This window comes from Mesocryomonas fontinalis, assembly GCF_055730125.2.
The window spans coordinates 818330-833402 of sequence record NZ_JBUZWG020000001.1; the positions used below are offsets into that span (position 1 = coordinate 818330).

The following is a 15073-nucleotide window of genomic DNA, read 5'->3' on the forward strand; positions in this document are numbered from 1 at the left end:
CGGGAGAGAGTCGGCGTCAACGTCGCCAGGAGGAGAGATGTCCAGCGAACGCAAAAAGGTGTGGCTGCTTCCTTAATAATAAGGATGATAGTTGTTCAGTGCGTCTTGCTGCGGCGCACAACGGCGATAACAGCGGGTGATGGACAGGGGCATGACGGCATTCCGGCAGGATGAAGGAAAGGGGGTGCCCGCAGCACCCGACCTCAGCTTCATGGAGATGACGCCGGTGCCGCTGTGGCTGGAGGACTTTTCCAAGGTCCGCGCGCTGTTCGACACCTGGCGCCAGGAGGGCGTCGAGGATCTCGCGGCCTTCCTCGGCGAGGATCTCGACCGCGTCCGGCGCTGCATGGGGCTGATCGAGGTCGTCACGGTGAACCGGCGCACGCTTCAGCTGTTCGGCGCGCGCGACCTGCCGCACCTCGTGGAGAACCTGGCACGGGTGTTTGCCGACGAGCATCCGGAGGTTCACATCCAGGAGCTCCAGCAGCTCTGGAACGGCGAGACCGAGTTCATCAGCCGGGCCGTCAACTATACCCTCGCGGGACGCCGCCTCGACATCCAGCTGAAAGGCCAGATCCTGTCCGGCCACGAGGACGACTGGCGCCGCATCCTCATCGCCACCGAGGATGTCACCGAGCGGGAGGAGGCGCGCCGTCTCGCCGACCTCAGCAAGAATTACGCGCGCGGCCTGTTCGACCACTCGCCGGTGTCGCTCTGGGTCGAGGACTTCTCCTCGGTGAAGAGCCTGATCGAGGGCGTCCGCGACCAGGGTGTGAGCGACTTCCGCACCTTCGTCGACGTGCACCCGGAATTCATCACCCGCTGCCTCAGCGAAATCCGCGTCATCGACGTCAACCGCCACACGCTCGAGCTGTTTCGCGCGCCCGACAAGGCGACGCTCTACAAGCGCCTCGGCGAGGTGTTTCGCGACGCGATGACGCAACACTTTAAGGAACAGCTGGTCGACCTCTGGCAAGGCAAGCTGTTCCAGCAGCGCGAGGTGGTGAACTACTCGCTGGACGGCGAGGAGCTATGCCTCCACATGCAGTTCTCGGTGCTGCCGGGGCGTGAGCGCGACTGGTCGCAGGTGCAGATCGCGCTGACCGACATTACCGCGCGCAAGAAAGCCGAGGCCTATCTCGAATATCTCGGCAAGCACGAGGTGCTGACCAAGCTCTTCAACCGCTCCTTCTTCGTCGACGAGATGAACCGTCTCGAACGCATCGGGCCTTATCCGGTCACCGTCCTCATTGCCGACATGAACGGGCTGAAGACGGTGAACGACGAGCTCGGGCATGCCGCCGGCGACGCCATGTTGCGCCGCGCCGGCGAGGTGCTGAACGAACTGGTGAAGAAGCCGCAGCATGCCTGCCGCATCGGCGGCGACGAGTTCGCCATCCTGATGCCCGGCTGCGACGAGAACGACGGGCAGACGATGATCGAGAACATCGGGAACCTCGTCGCCGTCAACAACCAGTTCTACGCCGGCAGTACGCTCTCCTTCGCCATTGGCGCGGCGACCGCCAAGGCCGGCGAGCGGCTGGAGGAGGCGGTCAAGCGGGCCGATCTCGAGATGTACCGGCAGAAGCGCGAGTTCTATTCTACCGAGGCGAGCGACCGTCGGAGCGGGGACGCGCAGCGAGTTCCGGGCGTCGGTCTCGTCCCCTGACAACCGGCCGCCGCGCCGGACCCACTAGAATGAAGAAGGCCGCCGCGGATCACCGCGGCGGCCTTCTTCATTTCAGGTTTGCGTCGGACGGTTACTCGTCGACGCCGTTGGCGACGACGCCGAGCGACAGCACGGTCGGCAGCGTCTGCGGCGCGCCCATGGCGGCGCCCATGATCTGCGTGGCGGCGACCGGTGCATCCGGATCGACCGAGATCGTCAGCGACTTCGGGTCCTTGAGGAAGGTGGTGACGGCGGTCGTCACCTCGTTCTGGAATTCCGGGTTCTGAAGCGAAGCGAGCACGGCCGGCATCATCCCGCTGATCCCGTCGATCAGCTGCTCCTTGGTCTGCCCGTTCTGCTTGGCGTAGTAGTCCAGGAGCTTGTTGGTCAGCGAATCGTCGGTGAAATCGAGCTGCATCGAGGCGATGCTGAGCTGCGAGACGAGGCCGATGATCGCCATGCCGGAGTTCTGCGCGCCCGCGGGATCTGCCGCCATCTGCTCCTGGATCTGCTGCAGCGACTTCGAGAAGGCCGAAGTGTAGCCGTTCAGCTGGAAGGCGAAGGACAGCTTGCCGGCATTCTCGACGGTCAGCTCGAGCGGATCGAGGCTCAGCTCGCCGGTCTTCGGATCCCAGGAACTGTCGCTCGAGCCGTTGCCGCTGAGCTGCGAATAACCGATCGCCTGCATCGCGCGGGTCGTGTCGTCAGCCGGCATCCCGGCGAAATCGATCATGAAGTCGCCGAGGGTGAACGACGAGGCGATCTCGCCGCTGCCCGCGGTCACCGAATTGGTGATGTCGGTGCCGCTCAGCGAGAATAGGTTGTTGCCGCCCTCGGTGACCTTGACCGACTGGATCGACGCGCTGTCGAAATAGTACTGCGCTTCCCCCGGCAGTTTCGAAACGCCCTCGCTGCCGGCGAGCTGCAAGCCCTCGACGACCATGCCGGTGATCGATGCTTCCTTGCTGCCCTCGGCCTTCTTGAAGTCGGCGAACGGCACGCGCGCGACGGTCCAGCCCTCGGCGGACGAGCCGGTGACGCTCTCGAAGGTGATGTCGCCGACATTGGCGGCATCCGCGCCGGCGCCGAGTGTCACGCCCTTCAGCACCACGTTGTCGCCGACCGACTCGGCGCCGGCGAAGTTGACGGGAGCGCCGGTCTTGGCGGCGATCGCCTGCAGCCGGTCGGCGAACGCCTGCGCGTCGGCGGCGAGGACGCTGGTCGAGCCCGCGAGCACCAGCGCGAGGCTGGCGATGAGCCGCTTGGAATGGGTGGCGATCATGGAGAACCTCTACATCGGTTGGGTTGGAAGGGCTTTTGGGCGCCGATCGTGTCGGAGTGGCGGCATTGGCACGGGAAATGGCTGTCTGCCGGCAGGCGGCAAGGTTGTAGGGCGAAATCGCCTTCCCGGCCATCGCGGCCACTGCGGCCATCGTGGGTTGTCGAACTCCGGAACTGCTGCTTCACCGGACGGCCTACGAACGGTCAAGCCGTGATCCGTTTGCATGGCTAATTCTTTCGAACCGGATCGGCGGCAACCGACGGTGGATATCCGCTGTTCCGTTCTTGTTCTTGTCAGGCTGCTGCTCTAAAGGCGATGGCATGGGCAAGGCAGCGGATCCGCCAGTGGGCGGCGGCGATATCGAACCGGTCGACCTGAAGGTCGCTCTCGAGGAGCGGTACCTTGCCTATGCGCTGTCGACGATCATGGGCCGCGCGCTGCCGGATGTGCGCGACGGGCTGAAGCCGGTACACCGCCGCATCGTCCACGCCATGCGCGTACTCCGTCTCGATCCCGGCCAGGGGTACAAGAAGTCGGCGCGCATCGTCGGCGACGTGATGGGCAAGTTCCACCCGCACGGCGATGCCTCGATCTACGACGCACTGGTGCGGCTCAGCCAGGATTTCGCGATCCGCTACCCGCTGATCGACGGCCAGGGCAATTTCGGCAACATCGACGGCGATAGCGCGGCGGCCATGCGCTACACCGAAGCGCGGATGACCGACGTCGCCATGCTGCTGCTGCGCGGCATCGACGAGAATGCCGTCGACTTCCGCCCGACCTACAACGAGGAGGACCAGGAGCCGATCGTGCTGCCGGGGGCCTTCCCGAACCTCCTCGCCAACGGCTCGGCCGGCATCGCCGTCGGCATGGCGACCTCGATCCCGCCGCACAACGCCGCCGAACTCTGCGAGGCCGCGCTTCGGCTGATCGACAAGCCCGATGCTGACATCGACGACCTCATGCGCTTCGTCGAGGGTCCGGACTTCCCGACCGGCGGCATCATCGTCGACAGCCGAGCCTCGATCCGCGAGGCTTATGCCACCGGCCGCGGCTCGTTTCGCGTGCGCGCCCGCTGGGAGAAGGAAGATCAGGGGAGGGGCGGCTACGTCATCGTCGTCACCGAGATCCCCTACCAGGTGCAGAAGTCGCGGCTGATCGAGAAGATCGCCGACCTGCTGATGGCCAAGAAGCTGCCGCTGCTCGGCGACATCCGCGACGAGTCGGCGGAAGACGTGCGGGTGGTGATCGAGCCGAAGAGCCGCGGCGTGCCGCCCGAGCTCTTGATGGAATCGCTGTTCCGCCTCACCGATCTCGAGGCCCGCATTCCGCTCAACATGAACGTCCTCTCGGGCGGCAAGATCCCGCGGGTGATGAGCCTCCGCGACGTGCTGGTCGAATGGCTGGCGCACCAGCGCGAGGTGCTGCTGCGCCGTGCCCGCTTCCGGCTCGACCAGATCGAGCGGCGGCTGGAGATCCTCTCCGGCTACCTCATCGCCTTCCTCAACCTCGACGAGGTCATCCGCATCATCCGGACCGAGGACGAGCCGAAGCCGGTGCTGATCCAGACGTTCACGCTGACCGAGGTCCAGGCCGAGGCGATCCTCAACATGCGCCTGCGCTCGCTGCGCAAGCTCGAGGAATTCGAGCTGAAGCGGGAATACGACACGCTGGCCGAGGAGAAGGCGGCGAAGGAAGCCCTGCTCGCCTCGCCCGAGCAGCAGTGGTCGGCGATCGCCGGGGAAGTGCGCGAGGTCGGCAAGACCTTCTCCAAGCGCACCAAGCTCGGCAAGCGCCGCACCACCTTCGCCGATGCGCCGGTGCACAATCTCGACGATCTCAACGTCGCCTTCATCGAGCGCGAGCCGGTCACCGTCGTCCTCTCGAAGAAGGGCTTCTTGCGCAGCCTGAAGGGGCACGTCACCGACTTGTCGACGCTGACCTTCAAGGAAGGCGACGGGCTGAAGCTCGGCTTCCCCGCGCAGACGACGGACAAGATCGTGTTCCTGTCGACCGACGGACGCGCCTACACGATCGGCGCCGACAAGCTGGCGGGCGGGCGCGGGCAAGGCGAGCCGATCCGCCTCGCCTTCGAGTTGGAGGATGCCGCCGACATCGCGCTCGGCTTCGTCTCGGTCGCCAACCGCAACCGGCTGATGGTCTCGTCCGACGGCTACGGCTTCGTGGTGGCGGAAGGCGACATGCTGTCCTCGACCCGCAAGGGCAAGCAGCTTTTGAACCTCACGGACACGGCGACCCTCGTCATGGCACCGCCGGCCGAAGGCGATACGGTCGCGGTCGTCGGCGAGAACCGCAAGATGATCGTCTTCCCGCTGGTCCAGGTGCCCGCCATGGTCCGCGGCAAGGGCGTCCGCCTGCAGCGCTACAAGGAGGGCGGCCTCTCAGACCTCCGCGTCTTCACCCTTGCCGACGGCCTCGCCTGGCAAGGCGCCGGCGGCCGCAGCTTCACCCGCACGGCGGAGGAGCTGTTCGAATGGCGGACGGACCGGGCGCTGGCGGGCCGGCTGGTGCCGAACGGTTTCCCGAAGAGCAACAAGTTCGGATAGGCGCGACGGCCGCGGCGCCTGCGCCTCTGTGCAGCGGGTCGTGACACGGAGGCAATGGGCTTGGCATGACGTTTCTGTCGAGGGCGAAGGATTGGGCGAAACGCCTGAAGCGGGACGTTGTGGCGCTGTGGATCGCTGCGCGCGACAAGCGCACGCCCGTCGCCGCCAAGATCGCCGCCGGGGCCGTGGCGGCCTACGCGCTGTCGCCGATCGACATGATCCCGGATTTCATCCCGGTCCTCGGCTATCTCGACGATCTCCTGATCGTGCCGCTCGGCGTCATGCTCGCCGTACGTCTCGTGCCGGCCCCGCTGATGGCCGAGTTCCGCGCGACAGCCGCGGCGCGAGGGACGGCCAAAGAGCCGTGCGGGCCTTGCCGCCATCGTCGTGCTCTGGCTTCTCTGCGCCGGCGCTGCCGTCTACTGGCTGTGGCCGGCCGGCCCGACCGCCTGAGCGGTCTCGCGGAGTACGGTATACCCGTCCCGCTTCCCGGGTGGCGCTCTACCCCCGCCGTCCCATCACCAGATCCCGCTCGATGCTGGCATCGGCGCCGAGCCGCATCTTGTAGACCTGGTAGTTCTCCATCACCCGCTGGACGTAGTTGCGCGTCTCGGTGAAGGGGATGCGCTCGACCCAGTCGACGACCTCGTCGACCGACTTGCCGCGCGGGTCGCCGAAGCGCTCGACCCATTCGCGGGCGCGGCGCGGGCCGGCATTGTAGGCGATGAACGTCAGCACATACGAGCCGGAGAACGTGTCGATCTGTTCGCCGAGGAAGCGGGCGCCGAGCGTCGCGTTGTAGCCGGGATCCGAGGTCAGCCGGGCCAGCGAGAATCCGAGGCCAGCCTTGGCGGCGACGGACTTCGCCGTGCCCGGCATCAGCTGGAGCAGGCCGAGCGCGCCGGCGCCGGAGCGGGCGCCCGGGTTGAACTCGCTCTCCTGCCGCGCGATCGCATAGGCCAGCGCCTTGCCCGACGCCGAGATGTTGGCGGTCTGCGGGATGACGCCGATCGGGAAGGCGAGCGCCGGCGCGTCGACGCCGCGGTTGTTCGCTTGCTTGCCGACCTTCAGCGCCATGTAGTAGTCGCCGCGCCGCTCGGCCATCGCGGCCAGCATCGCCAGCTCGCCCGGGCTGTCCAGCTCGTCGGCCAGCGCGCGGTAGAGAACGTTGGCGCGGCTCTCGAGGTCGAGCTGCTCCAGTCGCTTGATCGCCCGCACCGGCTCGCGGCTCTCGAAACGCGAGCGCTCGGCGCCCGATGGCTTCGGGTAGGACACCTGCTGCGGGCGCGCGCCGATCTTGGCGGTGGCGAGCTGGCCGTAATAGGTGCTGGGGTAGCTCGCCGCGCGGCCGTAATACTTCGCGGCATTGCCGGAGCCTGCCGCCTCGGCGGTGCGGCCGAGCCAGTAGTAGGCGCGCGACTGCGACAGCGGCCGGTTCGACATTTCCGCGATTCGGGCGAAATGCTTGCCGGCGGTGCGGGTGTCCTTGAGGAAGCTGAGGGCGATCCAGCCGGCGTGGAACTCGGCTTCCGCCGCGTCGGCCGGATTCTCCGCGGAATGCGCGCTGGCGACCCGGTAGGCATCCTTCGGCCGGTTGAGGTCGAGGAGATCGCGGGCGACGATGCGACGCTCGTTCCACCAGGCATCGGGATCGACCAGCGAGGCGCTATCCTGCGGCGCCGACAGCATCGTGGCGGCAGCCTGCTCGACCTTGCCTTGCTTCCGCAGCACCTCGACGGTGGCGTAGATGTAGCCGGGGTCGGAACGCTGTGCGGCCGGCACGGCGGCGAGCAGCTTTCCGGCATTGGCATCGCCGCGAACGGCCGCGGCGCGGGCGGCGAACAGCCGCTCGGAATTGGCCAGCGTCTTCATCCGCTCGGCGTCGGAGATCCACTCCTTGTAGAGCAGCATGTCCATGCGGCGCTTGTGGTCGGTCCGGGTCAGCAGCGGCCCGAACTGCGTCATGATCCGCCCCTCGAGGTTGCGGTCGAGACGCTCGGTCTGCCAGATGCGGGCGATGACCTTCTTGGCCTCGCCCGGACGGCCGGTCTCGATCAGCGCGCGGGCGATCGCCATGGCGCCTTCCGGCGTTTCAGGCTGGCTGCCGGCGAAGGCGTTGATGACGTTCGAGGCCGACGGCTGCTCGCGGTAGAGCGCGCGCTCGGAATTGGCGCGCAGCTTCTTCATGCCCGGCCAGCCCTTGAGCTCGGCCGAGGCGCGGGCGATGTCGGCGGCCGGCACGTCCTTGCCGCCGTTCAGCGCGATCGCCCAGGTCAGGATCTGGCGGTCGAGCGCACGCGCGGGCATGCCCTCGCGGATCGAACGTGCCTTGCGCAGATCGCCCGACGAGACGGCGGTGAGGCCGTCCTTCAACTCGCCGTTGATGGCGCGGATGTCGCTCGGGCGGGCCGAGATCGCCGAGATCGAGGCGGTGAAGGCGCTGGCGCTGGTGTCGACATTCTCCGGCGACGACGATGATGGACGCGGCGCAAGCACCGGGTTCTGGGCGCGGGCAGGGGTCCCGCCGAAGCGCGATGGATCCATCGCGACGCCGCTGTCGCGCGCCATCGGGCGCAGCGTCGGCATCGGACCGGCCGGCGGCAAGGTCTGGGCGGTCGCCGCCTCGCAGAGCAGCGTGAGCATCAGCCCCTTGAGGATCAAGCTCTTGGCGAATGCCTGCGCGGTCATGGCAACCTTTCGAAGGGCGATCCCGTCAAGATCGGCCCCATCCCCGGGGGAGTAATGTTATGGTTGGTAAATCTCTCACGGACACGATGAAACAATCGTAAAGGCTCCGGTGAAACGCAGGACGGTTTTCCTCGGCCGTCAGCGCGTCGGCTTGTCTCCCCATCGCCTGTTCACTAAGGTACGGGGCTTCGTGCGGGAGGATGCGGCCTTTTCCAAGGCCCGCCAACCAATCGCACGATGACGTTATCTCAGCGACAAACGGGCAGGACGTCCGGCGCGGCTTCGGCCGCACGACGGACGGCGGGAGTGGGTATGTTCAAGGGTTCAATGCCGGCGTTGGTCACGCCCTTCACTGCGGACGGCGCAATCGATGAGGCGGCGTTCCGCGCCTTCGTCGAATGGCAGATCGGCGAGGGCTCGCATGGCCTCGTCCCGGTCGGCACCACGGGCGAGAGCCCGACGCTGACGCATGCCGAGCACAAGCACATCGTCGAGCTCTGCGTCGAGGTGTCGGCCAAGCGCGTGCCGGTGATCGCGGGCGCCGGTTCGAACAACACGGCCGAGGCGATCGACCTCGCGCAGTTCGCCGAGAAGGCCGGGGCCGACGGCCTGCTGGTCGTCACGCCCTACTACAACAAGCCGAGCCAGAAGGGCCTCTACGCCCACTTCTCGGCGATCGCCAAGGCGGTCTCGCTGCCGATCTTCATCTACAACATCCCGCCGCGCTCGGTGATCGACATGACCGTCGAGACCATGGCGCGGCTGGCGGCCGACTTTCCGAACATCGTCGGCGTCAAGGATGCGACGGCCAAGCTCGACCGTGTCTCCGAGCAGCGCATGCTCTGCGGCAAGGATTTCATCCAGCTCTCCGGCGAGGATGCGACCGCGCTCGGCTTCAACGCGCATGGCGGGTCCGGCTGCATCTCGGTGACGGCCAACGTCGCGCCGCGCCTCTGCGCCGACTTCCAGACCGCCAGCCTGTCCGGCGATTTCGCCGCGGCGCTGGAGATCCAGGACCGGCTGATGCCGCTGCACAAGGCGATGTTCATCGAGCCGAACCCGGGCGGCCCGAAGTATGCGCTGTCGCGGCTCGGGCACATGGCGAACCATCTGCGCTCGCCGCTGACGACCATCGACAAGTCGACCGAGGAGGCGATCGACAGCGCGCTCCGCCATGCCGGCCTGCTGAACTAGGGCGGCCCGGGCGAGACCAGCGGTCGCTCGCCAGAACTTCGCTCGCTTGAACCGACGCCGAAAGTCCTCATCTCTGGGGATCATCACAGAAGATGCCCGCCGCGACTGACGGCGGGCGCACAGGACCGTCCGAACGCCGATGGCATCGATACCGCTCAGAACCAATTCAGGCATCGTCGCGGAAAACCGCAAGGCGCGGCACAACTACGCGATCATCGACACGCTCGAGACCGGCATCGTGTTGACCGGCACCGAGGTCAAGTCGCTGCGCCTCGGCCGGTCGACCATCGCCGAATCCTACGCGACGGAGGAGGGCGGCGAGCTGTGGCTGATCAACTCCTACGTACCGGAATATCTCCAGGCCAACCGCAACAACCACGAGCCGCGCCGCCGCCGGAAGCTTCTGGTGCGCGCCGTGCAGCTGAACCGGCTGGCGGGCGCGATCCAGCGCGACGGCATGACGCTGGTGCCGCTGAAGATCTATTTCAACGACCGCGGCATGGCCAAGCTCGAACTCGCGGTCGCCAAGGGCAAGAACGCGCCCGACAAGCGCGAGGCCGAGAAGCAGAAGGACTGGAACCGCCAGAAAGAGCGGCTCCTCAAGGACAACCGCTGAGCGGGGAGTTTCCGCTGACCGCCTGACCAGGCCCCCGGTCAGGTCATCCCGATCGATTGCCGGCTTGCGTTTGCCAGGCTTTCTGCGTTCCATGGAACGGGCGATGCTGGGAGGCTTGCGATGTCCATTGAATACACACGACTGCCGGAAGGATTGCCGCCGGCGCACGACGACGGTGCCGCACAGCACCTGCCGGGCATGCGCCTGCCGCATGTCGCCTTGCCCGCGACGCAAGGGGGCGCCGTCGATCTCGCCCAGATACGCGGGATCCTGGTGGTTTTCGCCTATCCGATGACCGGCCGGCCCGGCCATCCTCTGCCCGGCGGATGGGACGAGATTCCGGGCGCCCGCGGCTGTACCCCGCAGGCCTGCGGCTTCCGCGATCTCTTCGCCGAGCTTCGGGCGCTCGGCGTCGCTGGGGTCTTCGGCGTTTCCACCCAGACCACCGCCTACCAGAAGGAGGCGGCCGAACGCCTGCATCTGCCGTTCCCCTTGCTGTCGGATGCGAACGGCGAGCTGACCGAGATGCTGGACCTTCCGACGTTCGAAGCCGATGGCGAAGTCCTGCTCAAGCGGCTGACGCTCGTTGCAAGGGACGGGATGATCGAGAAGGTGTTCTATCCGGTCTTCCCGCCGGACCGGAATGCGGCGGATGTCTCGGACTATCTCGCCAGCCGCCGATAGCCGCGCCGCCGTCGATCGCCCCGCTAGCGCCGATCGCCCCGAGGGCCCTGGCTCTGTTCAGCGGCGAAGGTGCTCGGCGACGCCGCGGAAGACGTCGAAGAACATCGTCTCCGTCAGGACCCCGGTGTTGGTGTTGTAGCGCGAGCAGTGATAGCTCGACGTCAAGCGGATGCCGCCGATCTCGTGCGTTCCACCATGCGAGAACGGCGCAGCTTTCAGCTTCTGCCCCAGCGCCCGCACGGTCGACTCGTGGGCGATGCGGCCGAGGGTGACGATCGCACGGAGGTTCGGCAGGCCGAGTATGGTCGGCGTCAGGAACTGCCGGCAGGTGTTGATCTCGAGCGGCACCGGCTTGTTCTGCGGCGGCACGCAGCGCACGGCGTTGATGATCGCCGTCCCGTGGAGCTCCAGCCCGTCATCCGGGCGGGCCGCGAAACGATCGTTGGCAAAGCCGAAGCTGTTCAGCGTCTTGTAGAGGAGGTCGCCGGCGAAATCGCCGGTGAAAGGCCGCCCCGTCCTGTTGGCGCCGCGCACGCCAGGCGCCAGCCCGACGACGAGGAGCTCCACCGCATCGGGTCCTCCGGCGGGAAAGAATGTGGGGACGGGCGCGTTGTGCCATTCGGGCTCGCGCAGTCGCCACTCCTCGCGGAAGGCGACGAGGCGAGGGCAGAGCGGGCAGTCGCGCGACGGCTCAATAATCTTCGTCGGCATCCGTATCCGTATCCGCCTCGGCGCGCCGTGCGAGCCGTGCCTCGCGCTCGGCCGGGCTGCGACCGATCTCGGCGCGCAGGCTGACGAGGTCGATGAAATGGTCGGCCTGGCGGCGCAGGTCATCGGCGATCATCGGCGGATTGGTCGACAGCGTCGAGACCACGGACACCTTTCGGCCCTTGCGCTGCAACGCCTCGACCAGCGAGCGGAAGTCGCCGTCGCCCGAGAACAGCACGAAGTGGTCGACGGTATCTGAGAGCTCCATCGCATCGACCGCCAGCTCGATGTCCATATTGCCCTTCACCTTGCGCCGGCCGCTGGCGTCGGTGAACTCCTTCGCCGGCTTGGTGACGAGGGTGTAGCCGTTATAGTCGAGCCAATCGATCAGCGGGCGGATCGACGAGTACTCCTGATCCTCGAGCAGCGCCGTATAGTAGTAGGCGCGCAGGAGGTAGCCGCGCTTCTGGAAGGCGGAGAGCAGCTTCTTGTAGTCGATGTCGAAGCCAAGGCTCCGGGAGGCGGCGTAGAGATTGGCGCCGTCGATGAAGAGCGCGATCTTTTCGCGGGAATCGAACATGAACCTCTTTCGAACGGAGACTGAAACGAGCTGCTTGAAAAGCTGTCGCCCGAAGTCGTCCGCTGCAACGCTGGCTCGGTCGGGGCTGTGCCCACGATACGTACGCGGCTGGCAATTGCCAACGGGGCATATGGGTAGAAGCAGAACGGTGCGGTAGCGGTGGATAAGCCTTGCCGACGCGGGTTTTGTTTCCCAAAGCCGCTGCCCCGTCCGAAACCTTGCCCGTTGCGCCCTTGTGCCATTGGGCTGAAACGGATATGGAGCGCACTTCATAGCTTGCAAAGTCGTTGTTAGGAGACAGGCATGGCCCGCGTCACCGTGGAAGATTGCGTCGATAAGATCGAAAATCGTTTCGAGCTTGTCCTGCTTGCCAGTCATCGCGCCCGCCAGATCGCGCAGGGCCAGCAGATCACCATCGATCGCGACAACGACAAGAATCCCGTCGTCGCGCTGCGCGAGATCGCCGACGAGACGCTGTCGCCGGGCGACCTCAAGGAAGACCTGATCCACTCGCTGCAGAAGCATGTCGAGGTCGACGAGCCGGAGCCGCAGGCACCGCCGGCCGGCGCCATCGACGACAAGAGCGGCGACGACAGCGACGACAACGTCTCGTTCGACCGGATGAACGAGGACGAACTCCTCGCCGGCATCGAAGGCCTCATCGCCCCGGAAAAGAACGACGATTTCTGATGCCGCAGCGCAGTCCGGCCTTTCGGCCGGACGCTTTACGTACTTATATGCAAAGGGCGCTTCGCGGGCTGCGAGGCGCCCTTTCTTTTGGCCGATGATCTCCCGAGAGGCCGGTTCCTGATCCCATGATGCGACAATATGAACTCGTCGAGCGGGTGGCGAGCTACAAGCCCGACGTCGATGAGGCGCTTCTCAACCGCGCCTATGTCTACGCCATGCAGAAGCATGGTGCGCAGAAGCGCGCCTCGGGCGACCCCTACTTCTCGCATCCGCTCGAAGTGGCGGCGATCCTCACCAACATGCGCCTCGACGAGGCGACCATCGCCGTCGCGCTGCTGCACGACACGATCGAGGACACCGACGCCACCCGCAAGGAAATCGATCACCTTTTCGGCGCCAAGATCGGCCAGCTGGTCGAGGGCCTGACCAAGCTGAAGCGGCTCGACCTCGTCTCCAAGAAGGCCGAGCAGGCGGAGAACCTGCGCAAGCTGCTGCTGGCCATCGCCGACGACATCCGGGTGCTTCTCGTCAAGCTCGCCGACCGGCTGCACAACATGCGCACGCTCGGCCACATGCGTTCCGACAAGCAGGAGCGAATCGCCCAGGAGACGATGGACATCTATGCCCCGCTCGCCGGGCGCATGGGCATGCAGGACATGCGCGAGGAGCTGGAGGACCTGTCCTTCCGCTATGTCAACGGCGAGGCCTACCAGACCATCACCATGCGCCTCGCTGAATTGCGCGAGAAGCATGCCGGCACCATCGCCAAGATCGAGAGCGATCTGGCCGACCGGCTGCGCGAAAAGGGCATCGACGCCATCGTCAAGGGACGGCAGAAGAAGCCCTATTCGGTGTTCTCCAAGATGCAGCGCAAGGCGCTTTCGCTGGAGCAGCTGTCCGACATCTTCGGTTTCCGGGTGCTCGTCCCGACCGAGGACGACTGCTACCGCACGCTCGGCATCGTCCACCGCACCTGGCCGCTCGTGCCCGGCCGGTTCAAGGACTACATCTCAATCCCCAAGCAGAACGACTACCGCTCGATCCACACGACGATCGTCGGACCGTCGCGCCAGCGCGTCGAGCTGCAGATCCGCACCAAGGAGATGCACCAGATCGCCGAGCAGGGCGTCGCCGCGCACGCGCTCTACAAGGATGGCGCTTTCGCCGAGGAGGGCCATGACGGCCGCGTCGTGCTGTCGGCCGAGAGCAATGCCTATGGCTGGCTCCGCCGCACCATCGATCTCCTGGCCGAGGGCGACAACCCGGAAGAGTTCCTCGAGCACACCAAGCTCGAGCTGTTCCAGGACCAGGTGTTCTGCTTCACCCCGAAAGGCCGCCTGATCGCCTTGCCGCGTGGCGCGACGCCCATCGACTTCGCCTATGCCGTGCACACCGACGTCGGCGATACCTGCGTCGGCGCCAAGATCGACGGCCGCATCATGCCGGTGGTGACCGAGCTGACCAATGGCGACGAGGTCGAGATCATCCGCTCCAAGGGCGCAACGCCGCCCGCCGCCTGGGAAACCGTCGCCGTCACCGGCAAGGCGCGCTCGGCGATCCGGCGTGCGACGCGGCTTGCCATCCGCCGGCAGTATGCAGGTCTCGGCCAGCAGATGCTGGCGCGCAGCTTCACCCGCTCCGGCAAGACGTTCAGCCGCGAGGGGTTGAAGCCCTATCTCGGCAAGCTCGGGCAGAAGGACGTGGACGACGCGATGGCCGCCGTCGGGCGCGGCGAGCTTGCGGCCGCCGACGTGCTGAAGGCGGTGCATCCGGACTTCCAGGACAGCCGCGTCACCAAGATCTCCAAGCGGACCGACGAGGAGGGCTGGTTCAACCTGCGCACCGGCATCGGCATGATGTTCCGCATTCCGAGCATCGCCGAGGCAGAGAAGCGCGGCCTGGCGATCCCGATCCGCGGCGCCGGCATCGATACGCCGGTGCAGTTCGGGCCGGACGGCGCTGTGCCCGGCGACCGCATCGTCGGCATCCTCGAGCCCGGCAAGGGCATCACCATCTACCCGATCCAGGCGCCGGCGCTGATGGCTTTCGACGACGAGCCGGACCGCTGGGTCGACGTGCGCTGGGAGATCGACGCGGAGATGAACGTCCGCTTCCCCGCCCGCATCCTCGTCGCCGTCTCGAACGAGCCGGGCACGCTTGCCGAGATCGCCGAGACGATCGCCGCCAACGACGCCAATATCCACAGCCTTTCGACCGTCAAGACGGCGCCGGACATCACCACCATGGTCATCGACCTCGAGGTGTGGGACCTCCAGCACCTGACCCGCACGCTCAACCAGCTGCGCGCCAAGACCTGCGTGTCCGAAGCCGTGCGGATGAACGGCTGAGCCCCTTTCCCTTCCTGCCCCGATGGAAACCGAGATGACCGACACCG

The 15073-nt window shown here is 66.4% G+C and carries 11 protein-coding genes and 1 pseudogene; 8 read left to right on the top strand and 4 right to left on the bottom strand.

From position 1 onward, the window contains the following. Positions 1-184 precede the first annotated feature (184 nt). Positions 185-1669, top strand: a complete 1485-nt coding sequence (locus ACZL02_RS03725; RefSeq protein ID WP_472938829.1) for a sensor domain-containing diguanylate cyclase — start codon at positions 185-187, stop codon at positions 1667-1669. 91 nt (positions 1670-1760) lie between these two features. On the opposite strand, the gene ACZL02_RS03730 is transcribed toward ACZL02_RS03725, so the two are convergent. Then, positions 1761-2951: an aq_1923 C-terminal domain gene (locus tag ACZL02_RS03730; RefSeq protein WP_472938830.1), complete on the bottom strand. Its 1191-nt coding sequence runs from the start codon at positions 2949-2951 to the stop codon at positions 1761-1763. A 320-nt stretch (positions 2952-3271) separates the two neighbouring features. Between ACZL02_RS03730 and parC the strand changes: the two genes are divergently transcribed. Further along, positions 3272-5518 carry a DNA topoisomerase IV subunit A gene (gene parC, locus ACZL02_RS03735; protein WP_472938831.1) on the top strand — a complete coding sequence of 749 codons (2247 nt, stop codon included), beginning with the start codon at positions 3272-3274 and terminating at the stop codon, positions 5516-5518. A 65-nt stretch (positions 5519-5583) separates the two neighbouring features. Further along, positions 5584-5971: pseudogene (locus ACZL02_RS03740) on the top strand (YkvA family protein). 48 nt (positions 5972-6019) lie between these two features. Here the strand turns inward: ACZL02_RS03740 and ACZL02_RS03745 are convergent. Beyond that, entirely contained in the window at positions 6020-8206 is a 2187-nt protein-coding gene (locus ACZL02_RS03745) for a lytic transglycosylase domain-containing protein (RefSeq protein ID WP_472938832.1), read from the bottom strand. Positions 8207-8518: 312 nt separating this feature from the next. Here ACZL02_RS03745 and dapA point away from each other — a divergent pair, with 312 nt between their 5' ends. The 3 genes from dapA to ACZL02_RS03760 all read left to right on the top strand — a co-directional run bounded on the left by dapA (position 8519) and on the right by ACZL02_RS03760 (position 10700). Continuing rightward, a complete protein-coding gene (gene dapA / locus ACZL02_RS03750) occupies positions 8519-9400 on the top strand; it encodes a 4-hydroxy-tetrahydrodipicolinate synthase (RefSeq protein ID WP_472938833.1) in 882 nt (293 codons plus the stop codon). 139 nt (positions 9401-9539) lie between these two features. After that, positions 9540-10016 carry an SsrA-binding protein SmpB gene (gene smpB, locus ACZL02_RS03755; protein ID WP_472938834.1) on the top strand — a complete coding sequence of 159 codons (477 nt, stop codon included), beginning with the start codon at positions 9540-9542 and terminating at the stop codon, positions 10014-10016. A 120-nt stretch (positions 10017-10136) separates the two neighbouring features. Continuing rightward, positions 10137-10700 carry a peroxiredoxin gene (locus tag ACZL02_RS03760; RefSeq protein ID WP_472938835.1) on the top strand — a complete coding sequence of 188 codons (564 nt, stop codon included), beginning with the start codon at positions 10137-10139 and terminating at the stop codon, positions 10698-10700. Positions 10701-10757: 57 nt separating this feature from the next. Here ACZL02_RS03760 and ACZL02_RS03765 read toward each other — a convergent pair whose 3' ends face one another. Beyond that, entirely contained in the window at positions 10758-11411 is a 654-nt protein-coding gene (locus tag ACZL02_RS03765) for a uracil-DNA glycosylase (protein ID WP_472938836.1), read from the bottom strand. Continuing rightward, complete coding sequence (locus ACZL02_RS03770; RefSeq protein ID WP_472938837.1) at positions 11392-11988, bottom strand: LabA-like NYN domain-containing protein; 597 nt, start codon at positions 11986-11988, stop codon at positions 11392-11394. Before ACZL02_RS03770 ends, ACZL02_RS03765 begins: the two co-directional genes overlap by 20 nt. A 303-nt stretch (positions 11989-12291) precedes the next feature. Between ACZL02_RS03770 and rpoZ the strand changes: the two genes are divergently transcribed. Next, positions 12292-12678, top strand: coding sequence for a DNA-directed RNA polymerase subunit omega (rpoZ, locus tag ACZL02_RS03775; protein WP_472931522.1), 387 nt, complete (start codon positions 12292-12294; stop codon positions 12676-12678). A 125-nt stretch (positions 12679-12803) separates the two neighbouring features. After that, positions 12804-15026 (top strand): RelA/SpoT family protein, encoded by a 2223-nt coding sequence (locus ACZL02_RS03780; RefSeq protein ID WP_472938838.1) that lies wholly within the window; start codon positions 12804-12806, stop codon positions 15024-15026. Positions 15027-15073 lie beyond the last annotated feature (47 nt).

What these genes read in the sequence shown, in the direction of transcription:
- ACZL02_RS03730 (WP_472938830.1), bottom strand. Translation starts at nt 2,951, where the DNA reads ATGATCGCCACCCATTCCAAGCGGCTCATCGCCAGCCTCGCGCTGGTG.
- parC (WP_472938831.1), top strand. Translation starts at nt 3,272, where the DNA reads ATGGGCAAGGCAGCGGATCCGCCAGTGGGCGGCGGCGATATCGAACCG.
- ACZL02_RS03745 (WP_472938832.1), bottom strand. Translation starts at nt 8,206, where the DNA reads ATGACCGCGCAGGCATTCGCCAAGAGCTTGATCCTCAAGGGGCTGATG.
- dapA (WP_472938833.1), top strand. Translation starts at nt 8,519, where the DNA reads ATGTTCAAGGGTTCAATGCCGGCGTTGGTCACGCCCTTCACTGCGGAC.
- smpB (WP_472938834.1), top strand. Translation starts at nt 9,540, where the DNA reads ATGGCATCGATACCGCTCAGAACCAATTCAGGCATCGTCGCGGAAAAC.
- ACZL02_RS03760 (WP_472938835.1), top strand. Translation starts at nt 10,137, where the DNA reads ATGTCCATTGAATACACACGACTGCCGGAAGGATTGCCGCCGGCGCAC.
- ACZL02_RS03765 (WP_472938836.1), bottom strand. Translation starts at nt 11,411, where the DNA reads ATGCCGACGAAGATTATTGAGCCGTCGCGCGACTGCCCGCTCTGCCCT.
- ACZL02_RS03770 (WP_472938837.1), bottom strand. Translation starts at nt 11,988, where the DNA reads ATGTTCGATTCCCGCGAAAAGATCGCGCTCTTCATCGACGGCGCCAAT.
- rpoZ (WP_472931522.1), top strand. Translation starts at nt 12,292, where the DNA reads ATGGCCCGCGTCACCGTGGAAGATTGCGTCGATAAGATCGAAAATCGT.
- ACZL02_RS03780 (WP_472938838.1), top strand. Translation starts at nt 12,804, where the DNA reads ATGATGCGACAATATGAACTCGTCGAGCGGGTGGCGAGCTACAAGCCC.